Below are 19,055 nucleotides of genomic sequence, written 5' to 3'. Positions count from 1 at the left end.
TCCAACTTCGGTTGGAGGGCCTTTTTGCGTTCGCCCTCCGACGATCCGCAGTCCGAACCGTAGATATTTCAGAAACCTCCGCGCGGCCGCCCCGCGTCAGTCACCATGATGCGACGTAGCTTCGGGAGGTCACCGTGGATTGGCTGTTCACTCACCAGTTTCTTCGTCGCGGCGCTGCCGCTCTCGTCCTGCCCGCCGCCCTGATCGGGGTCGTGGCCACCGCGGCACCCGCCAGCGCCGACCCGGCCCCCGATCCGCTGGCCGGGATCGCCTCGGAGGTATCGCGGGGCCTGACCTACGGTGTGCTCGGCGCCGCGAATTCCGTTGCGGGAGTGGCCGGTATCGAGCTGCCCGACACCTACGGACCCGAGACGGCCATCGTCGTGCTGGGCTACGGCCTGCAGCCCGACGGTTCCATGCGCGCCGAGCTGAGCAACCGGCTGCACGCGGCGCTGGTCCAGGCGTTCATGTCGCCGGATTCGCCGGTGATCGTCACCGGGGGCAACCCGCGCAACGGCATCACCGAGGCGCAGGTCATGGCCGACTGGCTGCATGTGCGCGGGGTGGCCCGAGACCGGATCTACGCCGAGACCGAGGCGGGTTCGACGGTGCAGAACGCCGAGTTCTCGGCGCGGCTGATGGAGGCGCTCGGGCTGCACAAGGCGGTGTTGATCACCTCCGCCGATCACATGCGCCGGGCGCTGGAGAACTTCCTCGACGCGGGTGTGCCGGTGGTCGCCACGATGACACCGGACCTCGCGCCGCTGTGGGCGCAACCTTTCGGGTCCGGTAGCTGAGCCCGACGCCGCGCCGATGTCGGTGCGGGCGTCTACGATGCGTCTGGCGTCACCACGGGCGTGGTGAGGCCGCGAGAGACAGGGGAACAGGGATGGACAGGCCGTCGTGGGCGCCGGAGGGTGTCGACATGCAGCAGCCGAGCCCCGCACGGATGTACGACGCGCTGCTGGGTGGCTCGCACAACTTCGCCGTCGACCGGATGGCCGCGGAGACGGGCACCAAGCTCGTCCCCGACCTGCCGCGCCTGGCGCTGAGCAACCGCGCCTTCCTGCGTCGGGCCGTGCGGTTCATGCTCGACTCGGGGATCCGGCAGTTCCTCGACATCGGCTCCGGCATCCCCACCGCGGGCAATGTGCACGAGATCGTGCACGAACTCGATCCGGGGGCGCGGGTGCTCTATGTCGACATCGACCCGGTCGCGGTGGTGCATTCGCGGACCATCCTGGACGGTCACGAGTACGCGGGCGCGCTCGAAGCCGACCTGCGCAAGTCCGACGACCTCATCGCCGCCGTCCGTGCCACGGGGCTCATCGACTTCGACGAACCGCTGGGCCTGCTGCTGGTCGCGGTGCTGCACCTGGTGCAGGACAGTGACGATCCGGCGGGCAAGGTGGCCGCGCTGCGCGAGGTCGTCGCGCCGGGCAGCTTCATAGCCATTTCGCATCTCACCTCCGAGCTGCGTCCCGAGGACGCCGGTAAGCTGGGGGAGCACTCGGCGAACGAGAGCAAGGTCGGGATCCAGTTCCGGCCCAAGCCCGCGATCGTCGAGATGTTTCGTGGTTGGGATCTGGAATCGCCCGGCGTGGTCGAGCTGCCACTGTGGCGGCCGGAGTCGGCGCGGGACCAGCACGAGAAGCCGGGCCGGTCACTGGGCCTCGGTGGGGTAGCGCGCAAGGGATGACACCGCCGGGCGGCGGACGATGACAGGGTGGATGAGCAGTGGGGTCGTGGGAGTTGGCGCAGCGGTGGGCTGACGTCCTCGACGGCGTCGTCGCTCCCACCCTGAACCGCTCCCAGATCGAGGACATGCTCGCCACCCTGTGCACCGGCCTGATCGAGGCGGCGCGCGGCGGCGAGAACCCCGATATCGCGCGCCGCGCGGCGCGGATGCTGGTGGCGGCCAACTATCGGGATTCCGCGGCGGTGAGCCGCACGGTGCGGGTGCTGTGCCATGACCTGGTCGACGCGTCCGTCGACGGCCCCGACGACCCGGCGCTGCCGCTGATCCGCGAGCGCGCCATCGACCTGGCCGCCGATTTCGCCGCCGGTTTCACCGCCGCCCTGCGCTCGGCGGCCCTGGCCGAGCAGGAGGCGACGCTGGCCGCCGTGCTGGCGGCCGCTCGCGAGGCCGAGCATCGCCGGGCACTGTCGGAGGCGCGGTTCGAGGCGGTGTTCGACGGGGCCCTCGTCGGCATCGGCACCGTGGACATGACCGGGCACGTGGTGAACTGCAATGCCACGCTGGCCACGATGCTCGGGCAGACACCCGAGACCATGCCCGGCCGCACGGTCGCCGACATCCTGGGCCCCCAGAACCTCAACCAGGCGTTCCAGGAACTGCAGCGGATGGTGGCGGGGGAGTCCGAGAGCTTCCGCACCGAGACCGAGCACCGGCATCCGGACGGGCGCGTCACCTATATCGACCTGTCGATGTCGGCGGTGCGCGACGCCGACAACGGCATCGAGTTCCTGATCGGCGTCGCGGTCGACGTCACCGAGCGCAAGCTGCTCGCCGACCGACTCTGGCGCGACGCCAACCACGACGCGCTGACCGGCCTGCCCAACCGCCCACACCTGTTCAACCGGCTCGCCGACGCCACCCCGCCGTTGGGCGTCTGCTACCTCGACCTGGACGGCTTCAAGGAGATCAACGATCTGTGGGGTCACCGGATCGGCGACCGGGTGCTGCGGGTGGTGGCCGACCGCATGCGCGAGACCGTGGCCAGCCAGGACGCGCTGGCGGCCCGGATCGGTGGCGACGAGTTCCTGGTGCTGGTCGAGCGCTGCGCGGGCGAGGCGCAGGTGCTCGCGCTGGCCGACGAATTGCTCGCCGAACTCACCCGGCCGCTGGAGGTGGACGGGCACGTCCTGGCCGTCGGGGTGAGTATCGGCACCGCCTACTTCGACGAATTGCCCCATGCCGTCGACGATCTCGTGCACACCGCCGATTCGGCGATGTACCGCAACAAGAACGACACGCGTCGCGATCCGGCCCGCTGAGCGAGCCGGATCGGGCACCGGTCAGATCGGCTGACGTTCCCGTCGCGCGGCCCTGGCCAGTGAGCGATCGCGCTGTTCCTCGAAGCGCAACACGTCGGTGCCGAGGCGGTCGAGGAAGGCGGCGAGGTCTTCGCGGCACTGCTCGCCGCGCGGGCCGAAGTCGGTGCGCTCGAAGACATTCCACTTGCGCAGGACCGACCACAGCACCTCCTCGAGATGCTGGCGCAGATCGTAGATGCCGTGCTTGGCCATCAGCACCCCGTTGCGCCGCCAGCCGGGCATCCCGGCGCCGGGCATCTGGAAGCCCTGCACGATGGTGTTGATGGCCTCGATGGTCTGGTCGGGCGCCAGGTCCAGCGCGGCGGCGCAGAGGTTGCGGTAGAAGATCATGTGCAGGTTCTCGTCGGCGGCGATGCGGGCCAGCATGCGGTCGGCGACCGGGTCGTCGCAGACGCGGCCGGTGTTGCGGTGGCTGACGCGGGTCGCTAGTTCCTGGAAGGTCACGTAAGCCACCGAGAACAGGAATCCGGCGCCGGAGGAGACCTGGATGTCGAAGCCGGGACGCTTGGCGTCGACCACGGCCATGGCCGAATAGCCGTTGGTCATGTGGATCATGCGGGCCTGCTCGAGCGCCACCGGATCGACGCCGCGGGTGACGACCAGGTAGTCGCGGAGGACGATGCCGTGCCGGTTCTCCTCGGCTGTCCAGCGGCCTACCCAGGTTCCCCAGGCACCGTCCTGGGAGAAGTTCTCGGCGATCTCACGGTGGTAGGAGGGCAGATTGTCCTCGGTGAGCAGGTTGGTGATCATCGCCGCCTTGGCGACCTCGCTGAGCTTGGATTGTCCCAGCTCCCAATCGTTTCCGCCCATGGCGGCGAAATCGCGGCCCTCGTCCCACGGGACGTAGTCGTGCGGATGCCAGTCCTTGGCCATCGACAGATGACGGTCGACATTGTCGGCCGCCACACCTTCCAGCTCGATGAGAAGTTCCAGTTGGGTGAGGTTCCTGGCCACGCTCGTTACCTTCCGTGCAAGTGAAAAGCATGAGTTGCGCTAGCGTAGACCCGCTGCGGAGCACCGCCGAACGACACGGTGCGGCAGCACATGTTTCTGAATTTGGGCGCGTCGCGCCGAGTACATATACGCTCCACCAGTTCAGCTCCATCAGCGGTACCCGATCAGTCGTGGCATTAGCTAGAGAGAGTGAGCGAAAAATTATGACGGACATCGTGGTCACTAGCCTGGCGGCGACCACGTCGATCGCGGGCGACGTCGACTCGACCTGGAAAGGTCTGCTCAACGGCGAAAGCGGGATCGACGTCCTCGAGGATTCCTTCATCGACGATTTCGAGTTGCCGGTCCGTATCGGCGGCCACCTCAAAGTTTCTCCCGCCGCCTCGCTGACCCGGGAAGAGGCGCGCAGGCTGTCCTATGTCGAGCAGATGGCGGTGGTCCTCGGTCGTGAGGTGTGGCGCAACGCGGGCAGTCCCGAGGTGGACCGCGACCGGCTCGGCGTCTCGGTGGGCACCGGGCTCGGCGGCGCCGAGTCGCTGATCTACGCGCGCGACAAGCTCGGCAACGGCGGCTACCGCAAGGTCTCCCCGCACACCGTGCAGGCCATCATGCCCAACGGTCCGGCCGCCTGCGTCGGACTCGAATTGGGCGCGCGGGCAGGGGTTTCCACGCCGGTGTCGGCCTGCTCGTCGGGCTCGGAGGCGATCGCCAACGCGTGGCGGATGATCGTGATGGGCGACGCCGACATGGTGGTCACCGGCGGGGTCGAGGGGTCCATCCAGGCGGTGCCGATCGCGGCGTTCACCCAGATGCGCGCCATGAGCACCCGCAACGACGACCCCAAGGCCGCCTCGCGGCCCTTCGACCGCGACCGCGACGGCTTCGTCTTCGGCGAGGCGGGCGCGATGATGGTGATCGAGACCGAGGAGCACGCCAGGGCGCGCGGCGCGACCATTCACGCGCGGCTGCTCGGCGCGGGCGTCACCTCCGACGGATTCCACCTCGTCGCACCCGATCCCGAGGGGACCGGCGCGGCCAGGGCGATGACGCGGGCGCTGCAGACCGGTGGGATCGGCCGCGAGGACGTCACCCACATCAACGCGCACGCCACCGCCACCCCCATCGGGGACACCGCCGAGGCCAACGCCATCGGCAAGGCTATCGGCGCCCACGCCTCGGTGTACGCGCCGAAATCCGCACTGGGACATTCGATCGGCGCGGTCGGCGCGCTGGAAGCCGTGCTCACCGTGCTCACCGTGCGCGACAGCGTCATTCCGCCCACGCTGAACCTGGAGAACCAGGACCCCGAGATCGATCTCGACGTGGTGTGCGGACAGGCCCGACCGGGCCGGGTCGACTACGCGGTGAACAACTCCTTCGGATTCGGCGGGCACAACGTGGCGATCGCCTTCGGACGGTACTGACACCAACTGCCACAAAAGGATTGGGAATGATCGGCGAGACATTCGACGACTATGTGGACGCGCAGGGCAATATCCGGATTCCCGGTGACCAGACCTTGATCGACTTCGTCGACAAGCACAGCGAGGCCAACGGCGACGATCTGGCCTACCGCTTCATCGACTATTCGCGCGAACGCGAGGGGGAATACCAGGAACTGACCTGGCGGGAATTCGGCGTGCGGCTGCGGGCGGTCGCGGCGCGGCTGCAGCAGGTGACCGAGCCCGGTGATCGGGTGGCGGTGTTGGCGCCGCAGGGCCTGGACTATGTGGTGGCGCTGTTCGCAGCGGTGTACGCGGGCAATGTGGCGGTGCCGCTGTTCGACCCGGAAGAGCAGGGCCACAGCGACCGGCTGCACGCGGTGCTCGGTGACTGCGATCCGGCCGCGGTGCTCACCGTCGGCAGCGCGGCCGCGGGCGTGCGCAAGTTCTTCCGCGAACTGCCCGCCGCGCAACGGCCGCGGATCATCGCGGTGGAGGCGATTCCCGACACCGTCGGGAACGGGTGGCGCAGGCCCGAGATCAATATCGACAGTGTGGCCTACCTGCAGTACACCTCGGGGTCCACCCGGGTTCCGGCGGGCGTGGAGATCACCCACCGGTCGGTGGGCACCAATCTGCTGCAGATGATCGACGCCATCGGCATCACCGAGAACGCGCGCGGAGTCACCTGGCTGCCGCTGTTCCACGACATGGGCCTGCTCACGGTGATCCTGCCGACCATCGGCGGCAAGTTCATCACCATCATGTCGCCGAGCGCGTTCGTGCGGCGGCCCTCACGCTGGATCAAGGAACTCGCGGCGCAGTCCGACGGTGCCGAGATCTATTCGGCGGCACCGAATTTCGCGTTCGAGCACGCGGCGGTACGCGGACTGCCCAAGGAATCGGAGTCGCTGGATCTGTCCAATGTGATCGGGCTGATCAACGGTAGCGAGCCGGTGTCGGTGGCCTCGATGCGCAAGTTCAACGAGGCGTTCGCGCCGTACGGGCTGTCCAAGACCGCGATCAAGCCGTGTTACGGTATGGCCGAGGCGACGCTGTTCGTCTCGGCGACCCGGCGCGAGGACGAGGCGCGGGTGGTCTACGTGGATCGGGCGCAGCTCAGTGCGGGCCGGATGGTCGAGGTCGACGAGCACGCGGCGCAGGCCGTCGCGCAGGTGTCGTGTGGGTATGTCGCGCGCTCGCAGTGGGCGGTCATCGTCGATCCGGAGACCGGCGTGGAGCGCCGCGACGGCGAGGTCGGCGAGATCTGGCTGCACGGTGACAATATGGGCATCGGGTACTGGGGTCGGGCCGAGGAGACCGCCGAGACCTTCCACAACCGGGTGACCAGGCGCAATCCCGTCGGCAGCCGGGCCGAGGGCGCGCCCGACGACGCGCGGTGGATGCGGACCGGCGATTTCGGCGCCTACCACGACGGCGAGCTGTTCATCACCGGCCGGGTCAAGGATCTGGTGATCGTGGACGGCCGCAATCACTACCCGCAGGATCTCGAGTACTCGGCGCAGGAGGCCAGCACGGCCCTGCGGCCGGGGTTCATCGCGGCGTTCTCGGTGCCGACGCGGGAACTGCCCGAGCCGGTGCGGGCCGCGGGTGGCGGCACCGACGAGATGGTCGAGGCGCTGGTGATCGTGGCCGAACGGGGCACGGGCGCGGCCAAACTCGAGCCGGGGCCGATCGTGGACGCGGTGCGCGCGGCGATCGCGCGCAGGCACGGAGTGATGGTGCGGGACCTGCTGCTGGTGCCCGCCGGATCGATTCCGCGCACGTCGAGCGGCAAGATCGCGCGGCGTGCGTGCAAGGCGGCGTATGTGGACGGCACGTTGCGCGGCGGGCATCGCCAGGACGCCTATCCGGACGCGCCGGTGGACTGAAGGTGGTTCGGCCACCGGGTGTTCCGGTGGCCGGATCTCAGTCGACGCAGGGGATGGCGTCACCGGGGACAGTGGTGACCGGGGCGCCCGCGTGGGGGAGCGGTGTCGCGGGCGCTTCGGTATCGGCCGCCGGGTCATGGACGGAGTCGGGCGCGGGGTCGGTGGAGTCGGCCGCATCGTCGGCGGAGTCGGACGCTTTCTCGGTGACGTCGGGCGCATCGTCGGCGGAGTGAGCGGGGTCCGGCGCGGCGAGGCCGAAGGCGGTGCGTACCTCGCGGCGGATGGCGGCGGGGTCGATGATGTTCACGTCCTGGCCGTCGATCACGTCGTAGCGCAGGACCGGCAGGGTGCGGAACTCGACGGGCAGGGTTCCGGCAGCGCCGAGTTCGCGGGCGAAGTCGAAGGGATTCCAGCCGTCGGAGAGCACGATGTCCTGGTGCGCCATCGTCATCAGGGACGACAGCTTGCTCAGGTCGGTGAGGGTGCCGGACTCGCGCAATTTCGCGGCCACTGCGGTGAGGAACGCCTGCTGACGGTGAGTGCGGTCCAGATCGCCGTGGAACAGGCCGTGGCGCTGGCGCACGAAGGCCAGCGCTTGGGCGCCGTCGAGGTGCTGGGGACCGGCGGGGAACACCGCGCCGGAGTACTCGCTGTCGTCCACGGGATTGTTCAGGCACACGTCGACGCCGCCGATCGCGGTGGCCAGGTCGTAGAAACCGGCCAGCGAGATCTCGGCGAAGCGGTCGATCGGCACCCCGACCAGATCGCGCACGGTCGCGACCACCGAGGCCCGGCCCGCCTCCCGGCCGCGCCGCTCCAGTACCACCGGGTCGGTCTCGCCCTGCTCGAGCAGGTGCGCGTGCACCGCGGCCTTCTTCAGGCCGTAGGCCTCTTTGATCTTGATCTGCTGGTAGCCGGGGATGCCGGAGACGCGCACATAGTTGTCGCGCGGGATCGAGAAAGCCACGACGCGGTCGCGGTCGGGTGGAATGTGCAGCAGGATCAGCGAATTGGCGTTGTAGCCGCCCTGGGTGCCGTCACCGGCGTGCAGGGCTGCCAGCACCTCCGGGGGCAGGTCGTTGCCGTCGAGATCCTTGCGGGTGTCCAGGCCGATCAGCAGGATGTTCACCGCGCCGCCCCGGGAGCGGGGCGCGTCCTGGCCGAGGGCGGTGGAGTGGGTGAAGCCGGATTCGACCTCGTTCTTGGCCGACCAGGCCATCCCGGTGCCGGTGAGCACCGCCAGCGCGAGGACCGCCGCGCACAGCCGCGCCAGGATCAGACAGAGCTGCCGCAGGCGGGTGAGCCAGCGCGGGCGGGGCGCGGTGGTGACCGGCCTGCCGACGCGCCGTGGTCCGCACCGGGACGGGTCCCGGCTCGGCGGCGCGCCCTGGTCGCGGGTCACCGCGTCGCACTACCCGCTTGCCACTGCTCCCACGGCACACTCCAGTCGCCGTTCTGCCACACCTCGAGCGGTGCGCCGCCGGTGTTGCGGATCTCCACCACGTCACCGGGCCGGGAGAATTCGTAGAACCACCGCGCGTTCTCGCCGCTGAGATTGAGACAGCCGTGCGAGACATTGGTATTGCCCTGCGCCCAGACCGTGTCGTCGAGTTGGTGCAGGTAGATGCCGTCGGTGCTGATCCGGGTGGCCCAACCGATGGTCTCCTTGTAGCCGAGCCGGGAGTTGACCGGCAGGCCGTAGGTGGAGGAGTCCATGATCACCGGGTTGGCCTTGTCCATGACGGTGTAGACGCCGGGCTGGGTCCAGAAGGAGATGGTCTTGCCCGCGATCTCCTCGCTGCCGCCCCGGCCCATCGAGGTGGGCATGGTCTTGATCAGCGTGCCGTTCTCGTAGACGCGCAGCTGCTTGTCGTTGTCGTCGACGATGGAGACATGCGAGGGGCCGACGGTGAAGCTGGTCTCGCTGTCCTCCTGGCCGTAGAGGCCGCCGCCGAGGTCCTTGCCGTAGATGTCGGCGGCGAGGGTGACCTTCGTACCCGGCGTGTAGTAGTTCTGCGGGCGCCAGTGGGCATTGCGGTTGTCGAGCCAGTACCAGGCGCCGGGGACCGCGGGTTCGGTGCGGACCGAGAGCATCTGCTCGGCGACGGCCCGGTCGGGCACGTCCTCGTCGAAGTGCGCGACCACCACCGTGCCGACGCCGTACTCCCCGGTCGGGGCCAGTGCCGCGCCGCCGGTGGTGCGGAAGTAGACCTTCGTCTGGTTGTTCGGGGCGAGGGTGGCGAACGACGAGGTGATCGGCCCGACGCGGCCGGTGACGGTGAGCGCCTCGGCCTGGATCGTGTAGGTGTGGCCGTAGCCCAGCGGTTCGGCGGGTTTCCAGGCGGTCTGGTCGGGGGTGAACAGGCCCTCGATCACGCGGCCCTCCTCATTGGTCATGGTGACCTTCGTGAGGGTGCCCGCGTTGGTGGCGACCCGGACCGGGCCGAGCGGGTCGACGTCGGTGGCGTCGGCGGCGGGCTCGATGGTGATGGCGGGCTCGGGTTCGGTGGTGGTCGCGGGGGCGTCGGTGCTCGACGAGTCGCACGCGGTGACGGCCACGGCGAGCGCGGCGACCAGACCCACCCCGAATTGCCGTCGGTCCACCGTCTCACCTCCTGCTCGCTGCACGACCCCGACCAGCGTAGCCCGGTGCGCGGCGTGGATCAGTCTTCGCTGCTGGTGCGTTCGCCGAGAAATCGGAGCAGGGCGGGGTCGGCGGAGGTGAAACGGTCGGCCTCCTGGCCGCCGGTGCACTCGAACAGGCCGATGGTCACCGTGTCGCCGCGGCGGCTCAGCACCCGCCAGATCGCGCCGGAATCCGCCCAGCGTCGCAGGGTGTCCACACGGTCCACGTCCATGCCATGCATGGTCGCACGATTACCGCTCGCGGTAGTTGGCCGCGACCAGGGCGAGGCAGCTGGCCGCGATCAGCGCGGTGATCACGTACATGACCGGGTAGCCGAAGCCGAAGTGGCCGTGCAGGGCCGAGAGCACCGCGGGCACGCCGAAGCCGAGGTAGCTCACCGAGTAGAAGACCGCGTTGAGCCCGGCCAGGTCGCCGGGGCCCGCGATGCGCTCGATCTGTTGCAGGCCCGCCACCAGGCCGATGCCGTAGCCGCTGCCCAGGACCACCGCGGTCAGCAGCGTCACCCAGATGCTCAGGGACGCGGCGGTCCAGGCGGCCAGGCCCATGCCCACGGTGAGCAGGACCAGCGCGACCACGGCGGCGCGGGCGGTGCCCGGCCGGTCGATGCGCCGGGCGACGGACTGGATGGTGAAACCGCAGCCCAGGGTGACCATGGTGACCAGGGCGGAGAAGGCGATCGGCGCCTGCTGCACGCGCGGCAGCATCAGCGTGGGGAGCACGGCGTAGGCGGTGGCGTTGGCGGTGAACAACCACAGCGCCACCGGCACCGCGACGCGCAGGAACCGGCGGTGCCCGGCGGCGGGGATCTTCAGATCCTCGCGCAGGCCCCGCGGGTGCGTCGGTCGGGTCACCGTTTCGGGGCAGCGGGTCAGCCAGACCGAGGCGGCCACGCACAGCACCGCGTTCACCAGATAGGCGGTGGAATCCGGCAGCGGACCCCACTGGGCCAGCGTGCCCGCCACCCCGGCGCCGAGGGCGAAGCCCGCGGTCAGACTCATCGCCGAGCGGCGCGCGCCGGTGCCCGCGGCCGCGGTGTCGTAGGGCGGCTGCGACAGTTCCTTGAGCCAGCTGCCGCCGACGGCCATCGCCAGGCCCAGCGCGACACCGCACAGCATCCGTCCGGCGGCCAGCATCGGCACCGAGTCGGCGCCCGCCGCGAGCAGCAGCGAGCCCGCCGCGGCGACGAGCGGGGCGGGCAGCATGAGCGGGCGGCGGCCGAAGCGGTCCGACAGCGGCCCGCCGATGAGCAGGGCGGGGACGATACCGAGGACGTAGTAGAACAGCAGCAGGTCGACCGCGGTGAGCGGTAACCCGTGCGCCTTGTACATCACCAGCAGCGGCGTGAACTCGTTGCCGCCCCACGCGATCGCCACCATCGCCGCGCAGACACCGAGCCAGGACCGCGCGCGCGACGTGCGGACAGCGGGCAGCCGCTCGCTGGTGAGAATCGCCATCACAGGCCCTTTCCGTCGTGCGCGCACCGGGGAACGCGTACGGGGCGAAATGGTGGCAACCGGTCTCATTTTAGGCGTGGACGTTCGCTGTACTACCGTCGGCCTGTGCGGGAGCTGCGGATGGGATGTGCCATGTGGACCCATCCGCGATGGCAGGAACGGTTGCCCGCGTCGGGGGAGCGATTGCGCGCCTACGCCGGGTACTGCGGCGCGGTGGAGGGCAACACCACCTTCTACGCGACGCCCTCGGCGTCGACCGTCGAGTCCTGGGCGCGCCAGACCGCGCCGGACTTCCGGTTCGTGCTCAAGCCGCCGCGCGCGGTCACCCACGAGCGCAGACTCGTCGACGCGGGCGCCGAGCTGGCCGCCTTCCTCGACGTGATGGCACCGCTCGGCTCGCGGGTGCACGCCCTGTGGATCCAACTGCCCGCCTCGTTCGGGCCGACCGATCTGGGCGCGCTGGCCCGGTTCCAGCGCGAACTGCCCGCCGGGCTGCGCTGCGCGGTGGAGGTGCGCCACCCCGCGTTCTTCACCGACGACCGCGCCGCCGTCCAACTCGAACGCGTGCTCGGTCGGATCGGGGCCGAATGGGTGCCCTTCGACACGACGGTGCTGTTCGACGGCCCGGCGGGCGATCCGTCGGAGTTCGAGGCGCGGGCCAAGAAACCGCGGGTCCCGCGCCGCACGCGCGCGCTCACCGAGTACCCGATTGTGCGCTACCACGGCCGCGCCGACCAGGACCGGACCGTGGCGGGCTGGCGGCCGTGGGTCGAGACCGTGGTGACGTGGCTGCGCGAGGGCCGTTCGCCGACGGTGTTCGTGCATACCCCCGACAACGCCTCCGCCCGCGAGCTGGCCCGCCGCTTCCACGACGAGGTCCGCGCCGAGCTCCCGGAGTTGCCCGCACAGCCGAGTCCGGCGCCGACCGAACCGATGACGCTGTTCTGAGGCGGACATCGGGAGGTGACCTGCCCCGATTCCACGCACACCTGTCGGACCCCCGTGGCATGCTGTGCGCCACTACTGGGGAGTGGGTGGGCCGACTCGAGGGGACCTGCCATGTCTACGGATCCAACGTCGTTGTCCTACGCGCCGCACTGTGAACCGCGGCTGTCGCGGTCGGGCGGTGAACTCCCGGCTGCCGCGAACAGCACTGCCGCCCAGGTGATTCGCGGCTATCCCCGGAACCGGCGCTCGGGGGCGCCGCTCGGTATCCGGCTCGCGGTGCGGCGGGGCTGTCAGCGCGACGGACAGTCCGGCACCGAGTCGACCGCGGGTGTCACCCGACGGCCGGACGTCGGATTCGCCGAGGGCGCCGAACGTTTCGCCGAGCAGGCGGTGCGATCACTGCTCGAGGTCATCGACCGGCGCCGCACTCTCGCCCAGCTCGACGCGCTGGTCGATCAGCGGGTGCTCTCGGCCGTCGAGACGATCCTGCGTCGCGATCTCGCGCCGGGCCGGTCGCTCGGGGCCGCCACCGCGATCAATGTGCGGCTGACGTCGAGGGAGACCGACGCCGCCGAGATGTTCGCCACCTATCAGCGAGGCAAGCGCACGCTCGCGCTGGCGGGTCGGGTCGAAATCACCACGCGGGGTTGGCGGTTGGTCGCGATGCGGCTGTACTGACGGCGATCGGCCCCGCACCGCCGCATCGGTACGGGGCCGAAGACCGGATGGTCCCCGCCGCCCGAAGAGCGGGGACCGGATGCCGCGCCGGACCTGGGGGAGGGTGGGGTTGTGCACCCCAGCGCGGCGGGGAGAGCTGGTGCGCGGTTTCCGTGGCCGGTCTCGGGCGGCGCACCACCTGTTATTCGGTGTGTGGGCGATCCCGGCTTGGTTGCGCGCCATCGTTTTCCGGGTTGCCGTCGGGAAGTCGGCGCGCGCCGTTGGCCACCTCGACGATGAGATCGTCATAGCCACAGGCGAGTTCGTGCAGCCGCAGCTGGGCCGCGCGCAGTTCGGATTCGCCGCCACCGGCCAGGGCGCGGTAGGTGAGGGCGGCGAAATGCGCCATGCGGTCGATCACGGCGCCGATGCTCTCGGTGTGCATGGGCGCGGTGTGCGCGGGGCGCGGCGAGCGGATCACCACCCAGCGGTCGATCTCGCACACCAGACGCGCGCGCTCGCCGTCGATCTCGCGGGTGTCGCCGGGGGCGAGCTGTTCGCGGCGTTCGTGCAGCGCGGCCAGTTCGTGTGCCGCGCACAGCACCGGATCGCCGTCGCCGGTGACGCCGCAGACGGCCCGCATCATCTGTGCTCGCGCGGGCAGCGACGGGTCCCGTCGTGGCCCACTCGATGCGCCGTCGCTGTCGGTCTCCACCCGCTCGCACCCGCCCTCGTCCGCTCCGCACGCCTGTCGACAGGCATTCGTCCCGGCGCGGAATCCGGATAGGTCACCGCGCCGACAGCGAAAACCGGCCGCGCACAGGTGCTGTGCGCGGCCGGTCGAGGTCATCGGGTGCGGCGAACCTACAGGCTGCGCGCGATGATCTCCTTCATGATCTCGTTGGTGCCCGCGTAGATCAGCTGGACGCGGTTGTCGACCCACATGCGCGCGATCGGGTACTCGTTCATGTAGCCGTAGCCGCCGAACAGCTGCAGGCAGGTGTCGGCGATCTGCATGGCCTTGTCGGTGGTCCACCACTTCGCCATCGCGACGGTCGGGATGTCGAGTTCGCCGCGCAGGTGCTTCTCGATGCAGTCGTCGATGAACACGCGCGCGATGCGGGCCTCGGTGGCCACCTCGGCCAGCTTGAACTTGGTGTTCTGGAAACCGAACACCGGGCGGCCGAAGGCCTCGCGCTCCTTGGTGTAGCGCAGGGTGTGGTCCAGGGCGACCTCCATGCCCGCGACCGCGCCCATCGACACGATCAGGCGCTCCTGCGGCAGCTGCTGCATGAGCTGGATGAAGCCCTGACCCTCCTGGGTGCCGAGCAGGTTGGTCACCGGGACGCGTACGTCCTCGAAGAACAGCTCGGAGGTGTCCTGGCCCTTCTGGCCGATCTTGTCCAGCACGCGGCCGCGACGGAACCCGGCGCGGTCGGCCTCGACCAGCACCAGCGAGACACCGGCCGCGCCCTGGGTGGGGTCGGTCTTGGCGACCACGATGATCAGGTCGGCCTGGGCGCCGTTGGTGATGAAGGTCTTGGAGCCGTTGATGACGTACTCGTCGCCGTCACGGATGGCCTTGGCCTTGACCGCCTGCAGGTCCGAGCCGGTGCCGGGCTCGGTCATGGCGATGGCGCCGACGACCTCACCGCTGGCCATCTTGGGCAGCCACTGCTTCTTCTGCTCCTCGGTGCCGTAGGCGAGCAGGTAGTGCGCGACGATGCCGTTGTGCAGGCTGACGCCCCACGAGGTGTCCACCGCGCGGGCCTGCTCCTCCATCAGCACGGCCTCGTGGGCGAAGGTGCCGCCACCGCCGCCGTACTCCTCCGGGATCGACAGACACAGCAGGCCCACTTCACCGGCCTTGTTCCACAGGTCGCGGTCCACGTGGTGCTGCTCGCGGTACTTGTCGATGTTCGGCACGAGTTCCTTGGCCATGAAAGCGCGGGCCAGGTCGCGCAGGGCGTCCAGGTCCTCGTTCATCCAGCTGGAACGATTGGCGGCCATCGAGTCTCCTTACGGCTCGGACATCACCGGTCCAGATGTGACCGGTGGTTACGGCTACCAGTGTGCACCAGTATTGGCGGCGTGACAATAATATCGGAGAAATAGCCTCTCACCAGCGGATCATCGGTAACGGAGACAGGGGATGGATGAGCGCGCGGCGCATCGTCAGCTCCGCGAGCTTGAGGTGGAAGCCGCTGTCCGGGAGTCGTCGGACGACGCCCGCGTAGGTCGCGAACGATAGGCCGAAGCGTCGCGCGCCGCACGAGACGTCGATCAGATCGGCGCGGCGGAACAACTCCACCGGATCGGCGGCGCGACCGGCCGGGCGGATGCGGTGGTGGTCGCGGATCATCCGGCAGACCAGTTCGGAGAGGTCCTCGCGGCTGTGCGCGATCAGCCAGTCGCCCGCCAGCGCGCAGGACGGCTCGAGATAGTCGAAGGTGGCCGCGGCCCAGATGCCCAGATCGTGGAAGGTCGCCGCGGTGACGAACTCCTCGCGCGTGCTCGGTGGCGGTCCCGGCTCGCCGGTGCGGGCGAAGAGCAGGTCGGCGAAGCGCAGCACCCGCAACACGTGGTTCTGGTAGGCCTTGCGGTCGGCGCCCAGGCGCGCGATCCACGGCTCGAGCCGGTCGGCGACGGCGCGGTCCGGCTCGGTGTACTCGGTCAATTCTCCACCCTCGGAATCGATCTCGCGGGTGGGCCCCGAACCCCTTCGGCGGCCCCCCGTTTCGCACCACCCTATTGCGCGCGCGGCCGGGTCGCCCGGTGAACCGACACGCCCGGCGTACTCGGGACACGAACACTGTTCGGCAACAGTCGAGCACCGAACGGCCGGAAACTCCGCTGCGGACGGCGGGCGGCGATTATCTTCGCAGCCCGCGAAATCCGCAGGTTCCGTTGCGCGTGTCGCGCGCGGCGCGCCGTGTCTGGGGAGCGGTGTCCGAGCATCGGTTTCGCGCTCGAGGGTGGATGGACTAAGAATGGCGTGTGCCGTTCACACGTGTGGTCACCCGCCTGCCTTCGCGACGCCGGGGCGGTGGTGTGGCATGACCATCGAGACTCCGCTCGAGGACGACGTCACCCAGCTCGCCCAGCGCGTGGAACGCGCGCGCGGGCGCCTGGCCTATCAGTTCGACCCAGCGCTCACCGACGCGCTGTCGGAAGACGAGCTGCGCGCCGAACGGGAACTGGCCGAACGCATCCGTGAACAGGATCGCGAACAGCGCTGGAAGCACACCCAGGCGATGGCGCAGGCGTCCGACCGGGCCCGCCAGACCACCGAAGCGATCGAGAAGGCCGACATGCGAGATCTGCTGCTCGCCAGAAAGGCGATGGCCTCCCAGCGGCGCGAATCGAGCCCGCACGCGAAGCTGGCTTCGCTGTACCGGCATCGGTCGTGGTCGCTCAAAGCGCTGGCGGGCGTCGTCGGCGCGGGCATGCTGTGGTCGGCGGTGAACGTCCAGCAGAACATCGCGCCGGGCGGGCCGAGCGATCCGCTGTTCTGGTTCAGCTATCTGCTCGAGGCGATGATCAGCGTGTGTCTGATCATCATCATGGTCGGCACCAACAAGGTCGCCGAGTGGGGCGTCATCGACAATCGGCGTCAGGTCGCGCTCGCCGAGCTCGCGCTGCTGGGTCTCACCGTCACCCTCAACACCTATCCCTATGTGCGCGACGGGCGCTGGTACGACGCCGCCGTGCACGCGGTGGCGCCGGTGATGATCGGTGTCGCGCTGCTCATCCACGACGCGGCCAGCGCGCGCTACGGTCTGGCCATCACCCGCGCGACCAGCCAGGTCAGGGACATGCCCGACCCGGCCGAGAGCCTGCTCAACCGGCAGCCCGCCGATTCGGTGCGCCTGACCTACCAGCCGCCGATGACCGGCACGCCCGGCCCCGAGCCGATCACCAGCACCGCGCCCACCGTGCCGGTCACCCGGGAGCCCGCCTGGACGCCGAGCGAGCCCGTCGGCAATGGTCGTCCCACCGAGAAGCGCAAGCGCTTCGGCATCGGCAAGCCCTCGTCCTCGGAGAAGGCCACCAAGAAGTCCGCGGTGCCCGCCGCCGCGCCCGAGCCCGCGCCGACGCCCGCCGCCGAGCCCGTCGAGCAGACCAAGCCCGCCGACGCGGTCCCCGCGGCCCGCAAGAGCACCATCTCCGATATCGAGGCCCGCGTCGAGAAGGCCTTCGCCGAGGCCAACTTCGGCTACGAGGCCATCGAGCCGGTCAATGTCTACGACACCGGCCAGTTCCGCATCGCCGAGAGCCTGGAGCAGGAACTCAACGCCATGCGTGAGGCCCGTCGCCAGGCCCGCAAGGAACGCGCGGGCTCGTAGGTCCTGAAACACCGTTCCGGCGGCGCACCCTCGTGGGTGTGCCGCCGGAGTCGTCTCTAGCCGAAGATGCTGCCGCCGGTTCCGGCCTGCTGGCCGCCGCCGGTGCCGCCGATGAGCCCGCCCGGGGGCAACTCCGAGGGCTGCACGATGACGAAGCCGCGGCCGGTGAACGACAGCGTGCTGGCCTCGCCGGTGCTGCGGCCCATCAGACGACCCAGGCCGAAGGAGTCGTTGCGTTTGATGCCGGTCTGCAAGCTGGAGGACCAGGCGACGGCGGCATTGGGGTCGGCGTAGGTGGCCTGGTCGACGGTGAGGACCACCGGCGACCCGTGGGTGGTGATGGCGATGCGGCCGCGACCGGTGAACACGCAGTTGAACAGGCCCGCGTTGGAGGCGTAGCCCGCGGCGCCCTGCACGCGGCCGATGTCGTACTGCAGGGTCGGGTCGAAGGCGAGCACATTGGCGCCGTTGATGGTGAGGCCGTCGCTGCCGTCGAGGTCGATGAGGTGCACGTCGGCGGCGCTGTTGGCCAGGAACAGGTCACCGCGCCCGCTGACCTTCATCAGCGGCACGCCCTCCCCGGTCAGATGCTGGCGGATGGCCCGCCCGATTCCGCCCGAACCCAGGGCCTGGAACTGCAACTCGCCCTGGTAGGCCACCATCGACCCGGACCGGGCCATCACCTCCCCGTTGAGCCCGACCTTCACCATCTTGCCGCCCTGCTTCTGGATGCCGAGGCCGTTGACCTCGGCGTGCGAGGGATCGAACAGGTCGCTGTGCACGGGCGGGGCTCCTTGCTGAGAGGCGAACGAAGAGTGCTGCTGGCCCGGGGTGTTCGGGACCGGCATACCGGGTGCGCCGGACGGACCACCCGGATACGGCGGCGGGTACTGGGCGGGGGAGTTCGGTGTCGCCGGGGGGAAATGGCCCGGCCCGGACGCGCCGCCAGGAGGCGCGGGTGGAGCGAACTGCCCGCCCGGCGGCGGCGCGAATTGTCCAGGCGGCGTGGGCGGGAACTGTCCGGGGGCTCCCGGCGGGGCAGCGGGATATCCGGGAGGCGGATTTCCGGCGGGTGGATAGGCGACAGTCGGAGCGGCACCAGCGGGTGGTGCCGGTTCGGGCTCGTCGTCGAGGTTGACGCCGAAGGCCGAGGCGATGCCCGCCAGACCGTCGTCGTAGCCCTGACCGATCGCGCGGACCTTCCAGCCGCCACCGCGCCGGTAGATCTCCACGCACACCACACCGCTCTCGGTGGTGAGCCCGGAGATCGGGAAAGTCAGGGTGTCCGAGCCGGATCCGATGGTGGCGGTGAGCTGGCCGACCGCGGCGAAGGTGGCGGGTCCGCGGCCGTCGAGGCTGGCGGTGACCACCACCCGGTCGATATCGGCGGGCAGCGCCGAGGTCCGCACCTGCACCACGTCGGGGCCCCCGTTGCCGTGCCGGTAGACCACGCCCGGCCCGGCGGGCTGGTTGAAGAACACGAAATCCGCGTCCGAGCGCACCTTCCCGGCCTCGGTGAGCAGCAGCGCCGATACGTCGACCGAGGCGGAACTGGCCACGGTCACGGTCAACTCGTCACCGGGCGCGGGCCGGTTCTCCCCACGAGCCAGCGCGGTCACGACACCACACCTCGCGAA

Annotated in this window: 17 protein-coding genes; 8 read left to right on the top strand and 9 right to left on the bottom strand. The window is 69.9% G+C overall.

Annotated features, from left to right (window positions below):
* The first annotated feature begins 134 nt into the window (after positions 1–134).
* From QC180_RS13935 to QC180_RS13925, 3 genes are all read left to right on the top strand, one after another.
* Positions 135–797, top strand: a complete 663-nt coding sequence (locus QC180_RS13935; protein ID WP_278263120.1) for a YdcF family protein — start codon at positions 135–137, stop codon at positions 795–797.
* 92 nt (positions 798–889) lie between these two features.
* A complete protein-coding gene (locus QC180_RS13930; RefSeq protein ID WP_278263119.1) occupies positions 890–1,699 on the top strand; it encodes an SAM-dependent methyltransferase in 810 nt (269 codons plus the stop codon).
* A 38-nt stretch (positions 1,700–1,737) separates the two neighbouring features.
* On the top strand, positions 1,738–3,018 hold the full coding sequence (locus QC180_RS13925) for a sensor domain-containing diguanylate cyclase (RefSeq protein ID WP_278263118.1): 1,281 nt from the start codon (positions 1,738–1,740) through the stop codon (positions 3,016–3,018).
* Positions 3,019–3,039: 21 nt separating this feature from the next.
* Here the strand turns inward: QC180_RS13925 and QC180_RS13920 are convergent, their stop codons facing one another.
* Positions 3,040–4,032: an acyl-ACP desaturase gene (locus QC180_RS13920; protein WP_278263117.1), complete on the bottom strand. Its 993-nt coding sequence runs from the start codon at positions 4,030–4,032 to the stop codon at positions 3,040–3,042.
* 170 nt (positions 4,033–4,202) lie between these two features.
* Between QC180_RS13920 and QC180_RS13915 the strand changes: the two genes are divergently transcribed.
* Complete coding sequence (locus QC180_RS13915; RefSeq protein ID WP_474646436.1) at positions 4,203–5,456, top strand: KasA/KasB family beta-ketoacyl-ACP synthase; 1,254 nt, start codon at positions 4,203–4,205, stop codon at positions 5,454–5,456.
* A gap of 26 nt (positions 5,457–5,482) precedes the next feature.
* Positions 5,483–7,366 (top strand): long-chain-fatty-acid--AMP ligase FadD32, encoded by a 1,884-nt coding sequence (fadD32, locus tag QC180_RS13910; protein WP_474646435.1) that lies wholly within the window; start codon positions 5,483–5,485, stop codon positions 7,364–7,366.
* 37 nt (positions 7,367–7,403) lie between these two features.
* Here fadD32 and QC180_RS13905 read toward each other — a convergent pair whose 3' ends face one another.
* Genes QC180_RS13905 through QC180_RS13890 form a run of 4 tightly spaced genes read right to left on the bottom strand, consistent with a single transcriptional unit; the run spans position 7,404 to position 11,467 of the window.
* Positions 7,404–8,768, bottom strand: a complete 1,365-nt coding sequence (locus QC180_RS13905; protein ID WP_278263115.1) for an LCP family protein — start codon at positions 8,766–8,768, stop codon at positions 7,404–7,406.
* On the bottom strand, positions 8,765–9,970 hold the full coding sequence (locus QC180_RS13900) for a L,D-transpeptidase (protein WP_278263114.1): 1,206 nt from the start codon (positions 9,968–9,970) through the stop codon (positions 8,765–8,767). The genes QC180_RS13905 and QC180_RS13900 overlap by 4 nt, the downstream gene beginning before the upstream one ends.
* 59 nt (positions 9,971–10,029) lie before the next feature.
* Positions 10,030–10,224: a hypothetical protein gene (locus QC180_RS13895; protein ID WP_278263113.1), complete on the bottom strand. Its 195-nt coding sequence runs from the start codon at positions 10,222–10,224 to the stop codon at positions 10,030–10,032.
* A 19-nt stretch (positions 10,225–10,243) separates the two neighbouring features.
* Complete coding sequence (locus QC180_RS13890) at positions 10,244–11,467, bottom strand: MFS transporter (protein ID WP_278263112.1); 1,224 nt, start codon at positions 11,465–11,467, stop codon at positions 10,244–10,246.
* Positions 11,468–11,572: 105 nt separating this feature from the next.
* Between QC180_RS13890 and QC180_RS13885 the strand changes: the two genes are divergently transcribed.
* Both QC180_RS13885 and QC180_RS13880 read left to right on the top strand, forming a co-directional pair.
* Positions 11,573–12,415 carry a DUF72 domain-containing protein gene (locus tag QC180_RS13885; RefSeq protein ID WP_278263111.1) on the top strand — a complete coding sequence of 281 codons (843 nt, stop codon included), beginning with the start codon at positions 11,573–11,575 and terminating at the stop codon, positions 12,413–12,415.
* Between the two features lie 111 nt (positions 12,416–12,526).
* Positions 12,527–13,093, top strand: coding sequence for an Rv3235 family protein (locus tag QC180_RS13880; RefSeq protein ID WP_278263110.1), 567 nt, complete (start codon positions 12,527–12,529; stop codon positions 13,091–13,093).
* Positions 13,094–13,274: 181 nt separating this feature from the next.
* Here QC180_RS13880 and QC180_RS13875 read toward each other — a convergent pair whose 3' ends face one another.
* From QC180_RS13875 to QC180_RS13865, 3 genes are all read right to left on the bottom strand, one after another.
* A complete protein-coding gene (locus QC180_RS13875; protein ID WP_278263109.1) occupies positions 13,275–13,787 on the bottom strand; it encodes a DUF4254 domain-containing protein in 513 nt (170 codons plus the stop codon).
* 149 nt (positions 13,788–13,936) lie between these two features.
* The gene (locus QC180_RS13870; RefSeq protein ID WP_278263108.1) at positions 13,937–15,082 is read right to left on the bottom strand and encodes an acyl-CoA dehydrogenase family protein; all 1,146 of its coding nucleotides are present in this window, start codon (positions 15,080–15,082) and stop codon (positions 13,937–13,939) included.
* 109 nt (positions 15,083–15,191) lie between these two features.
* Positions 15,192–15,749, bottom strand: coding sequence for a hypothetical protein (locus QC180_RS13865; RefSeq protein ID WP_278263107.1), 558 nt, complete (start codon positions 15,747–15,749; stop codon positions 15,192–15,194).
* Positions 15,750–16,128: 379 nt separating this feature from the next.
* Between QC180_RS13865 and QC180_RS13860 the strand changes: the two genes are divergently transcribed.
* Positions 16,129–17,418: a hypothetical protein gene (locus QC180_RS13860; protein ID WP_278263106.1), complete on the top strand. Its 1,290-nt coding sequence runs from the start codon at positions 16,129–16,131 to the stop codon at positions 17,416–17,418.
* A gap of 56 nt (positions 17,419–17,474) precedes the next feature.
* On the opposite strand, the gene QC180_RS13855 is transcribed toward QC180_RS13860, so the two are convergent.
* Positions 17,475–19,037, bottom strand: coding sequence for an AIM24 family protein (locus tag QC180_RS13855; RefSeq protein WP_278263105.1), 1,563 nt, complete (start codon positions 19,035–19,037; stop codon positions 17,475–17,477).
* Positions 19,038–19,055 lie beyond the last annotated feature (18 nt).

The sequence above is a fragment of the Nocardia anocheti genome (assembly GCF_029675105.1).
GTDB lineage: Bacteria > Actinomycetota > Actinomycetes > Mycobacteriales > Mycobacteriaceae > Nocardia.
The sequence above is the reverse complement of the archived record's forward strand: the minus strand, read 5'-3'. Positions and strand labels throughout refer to the sequence as shown.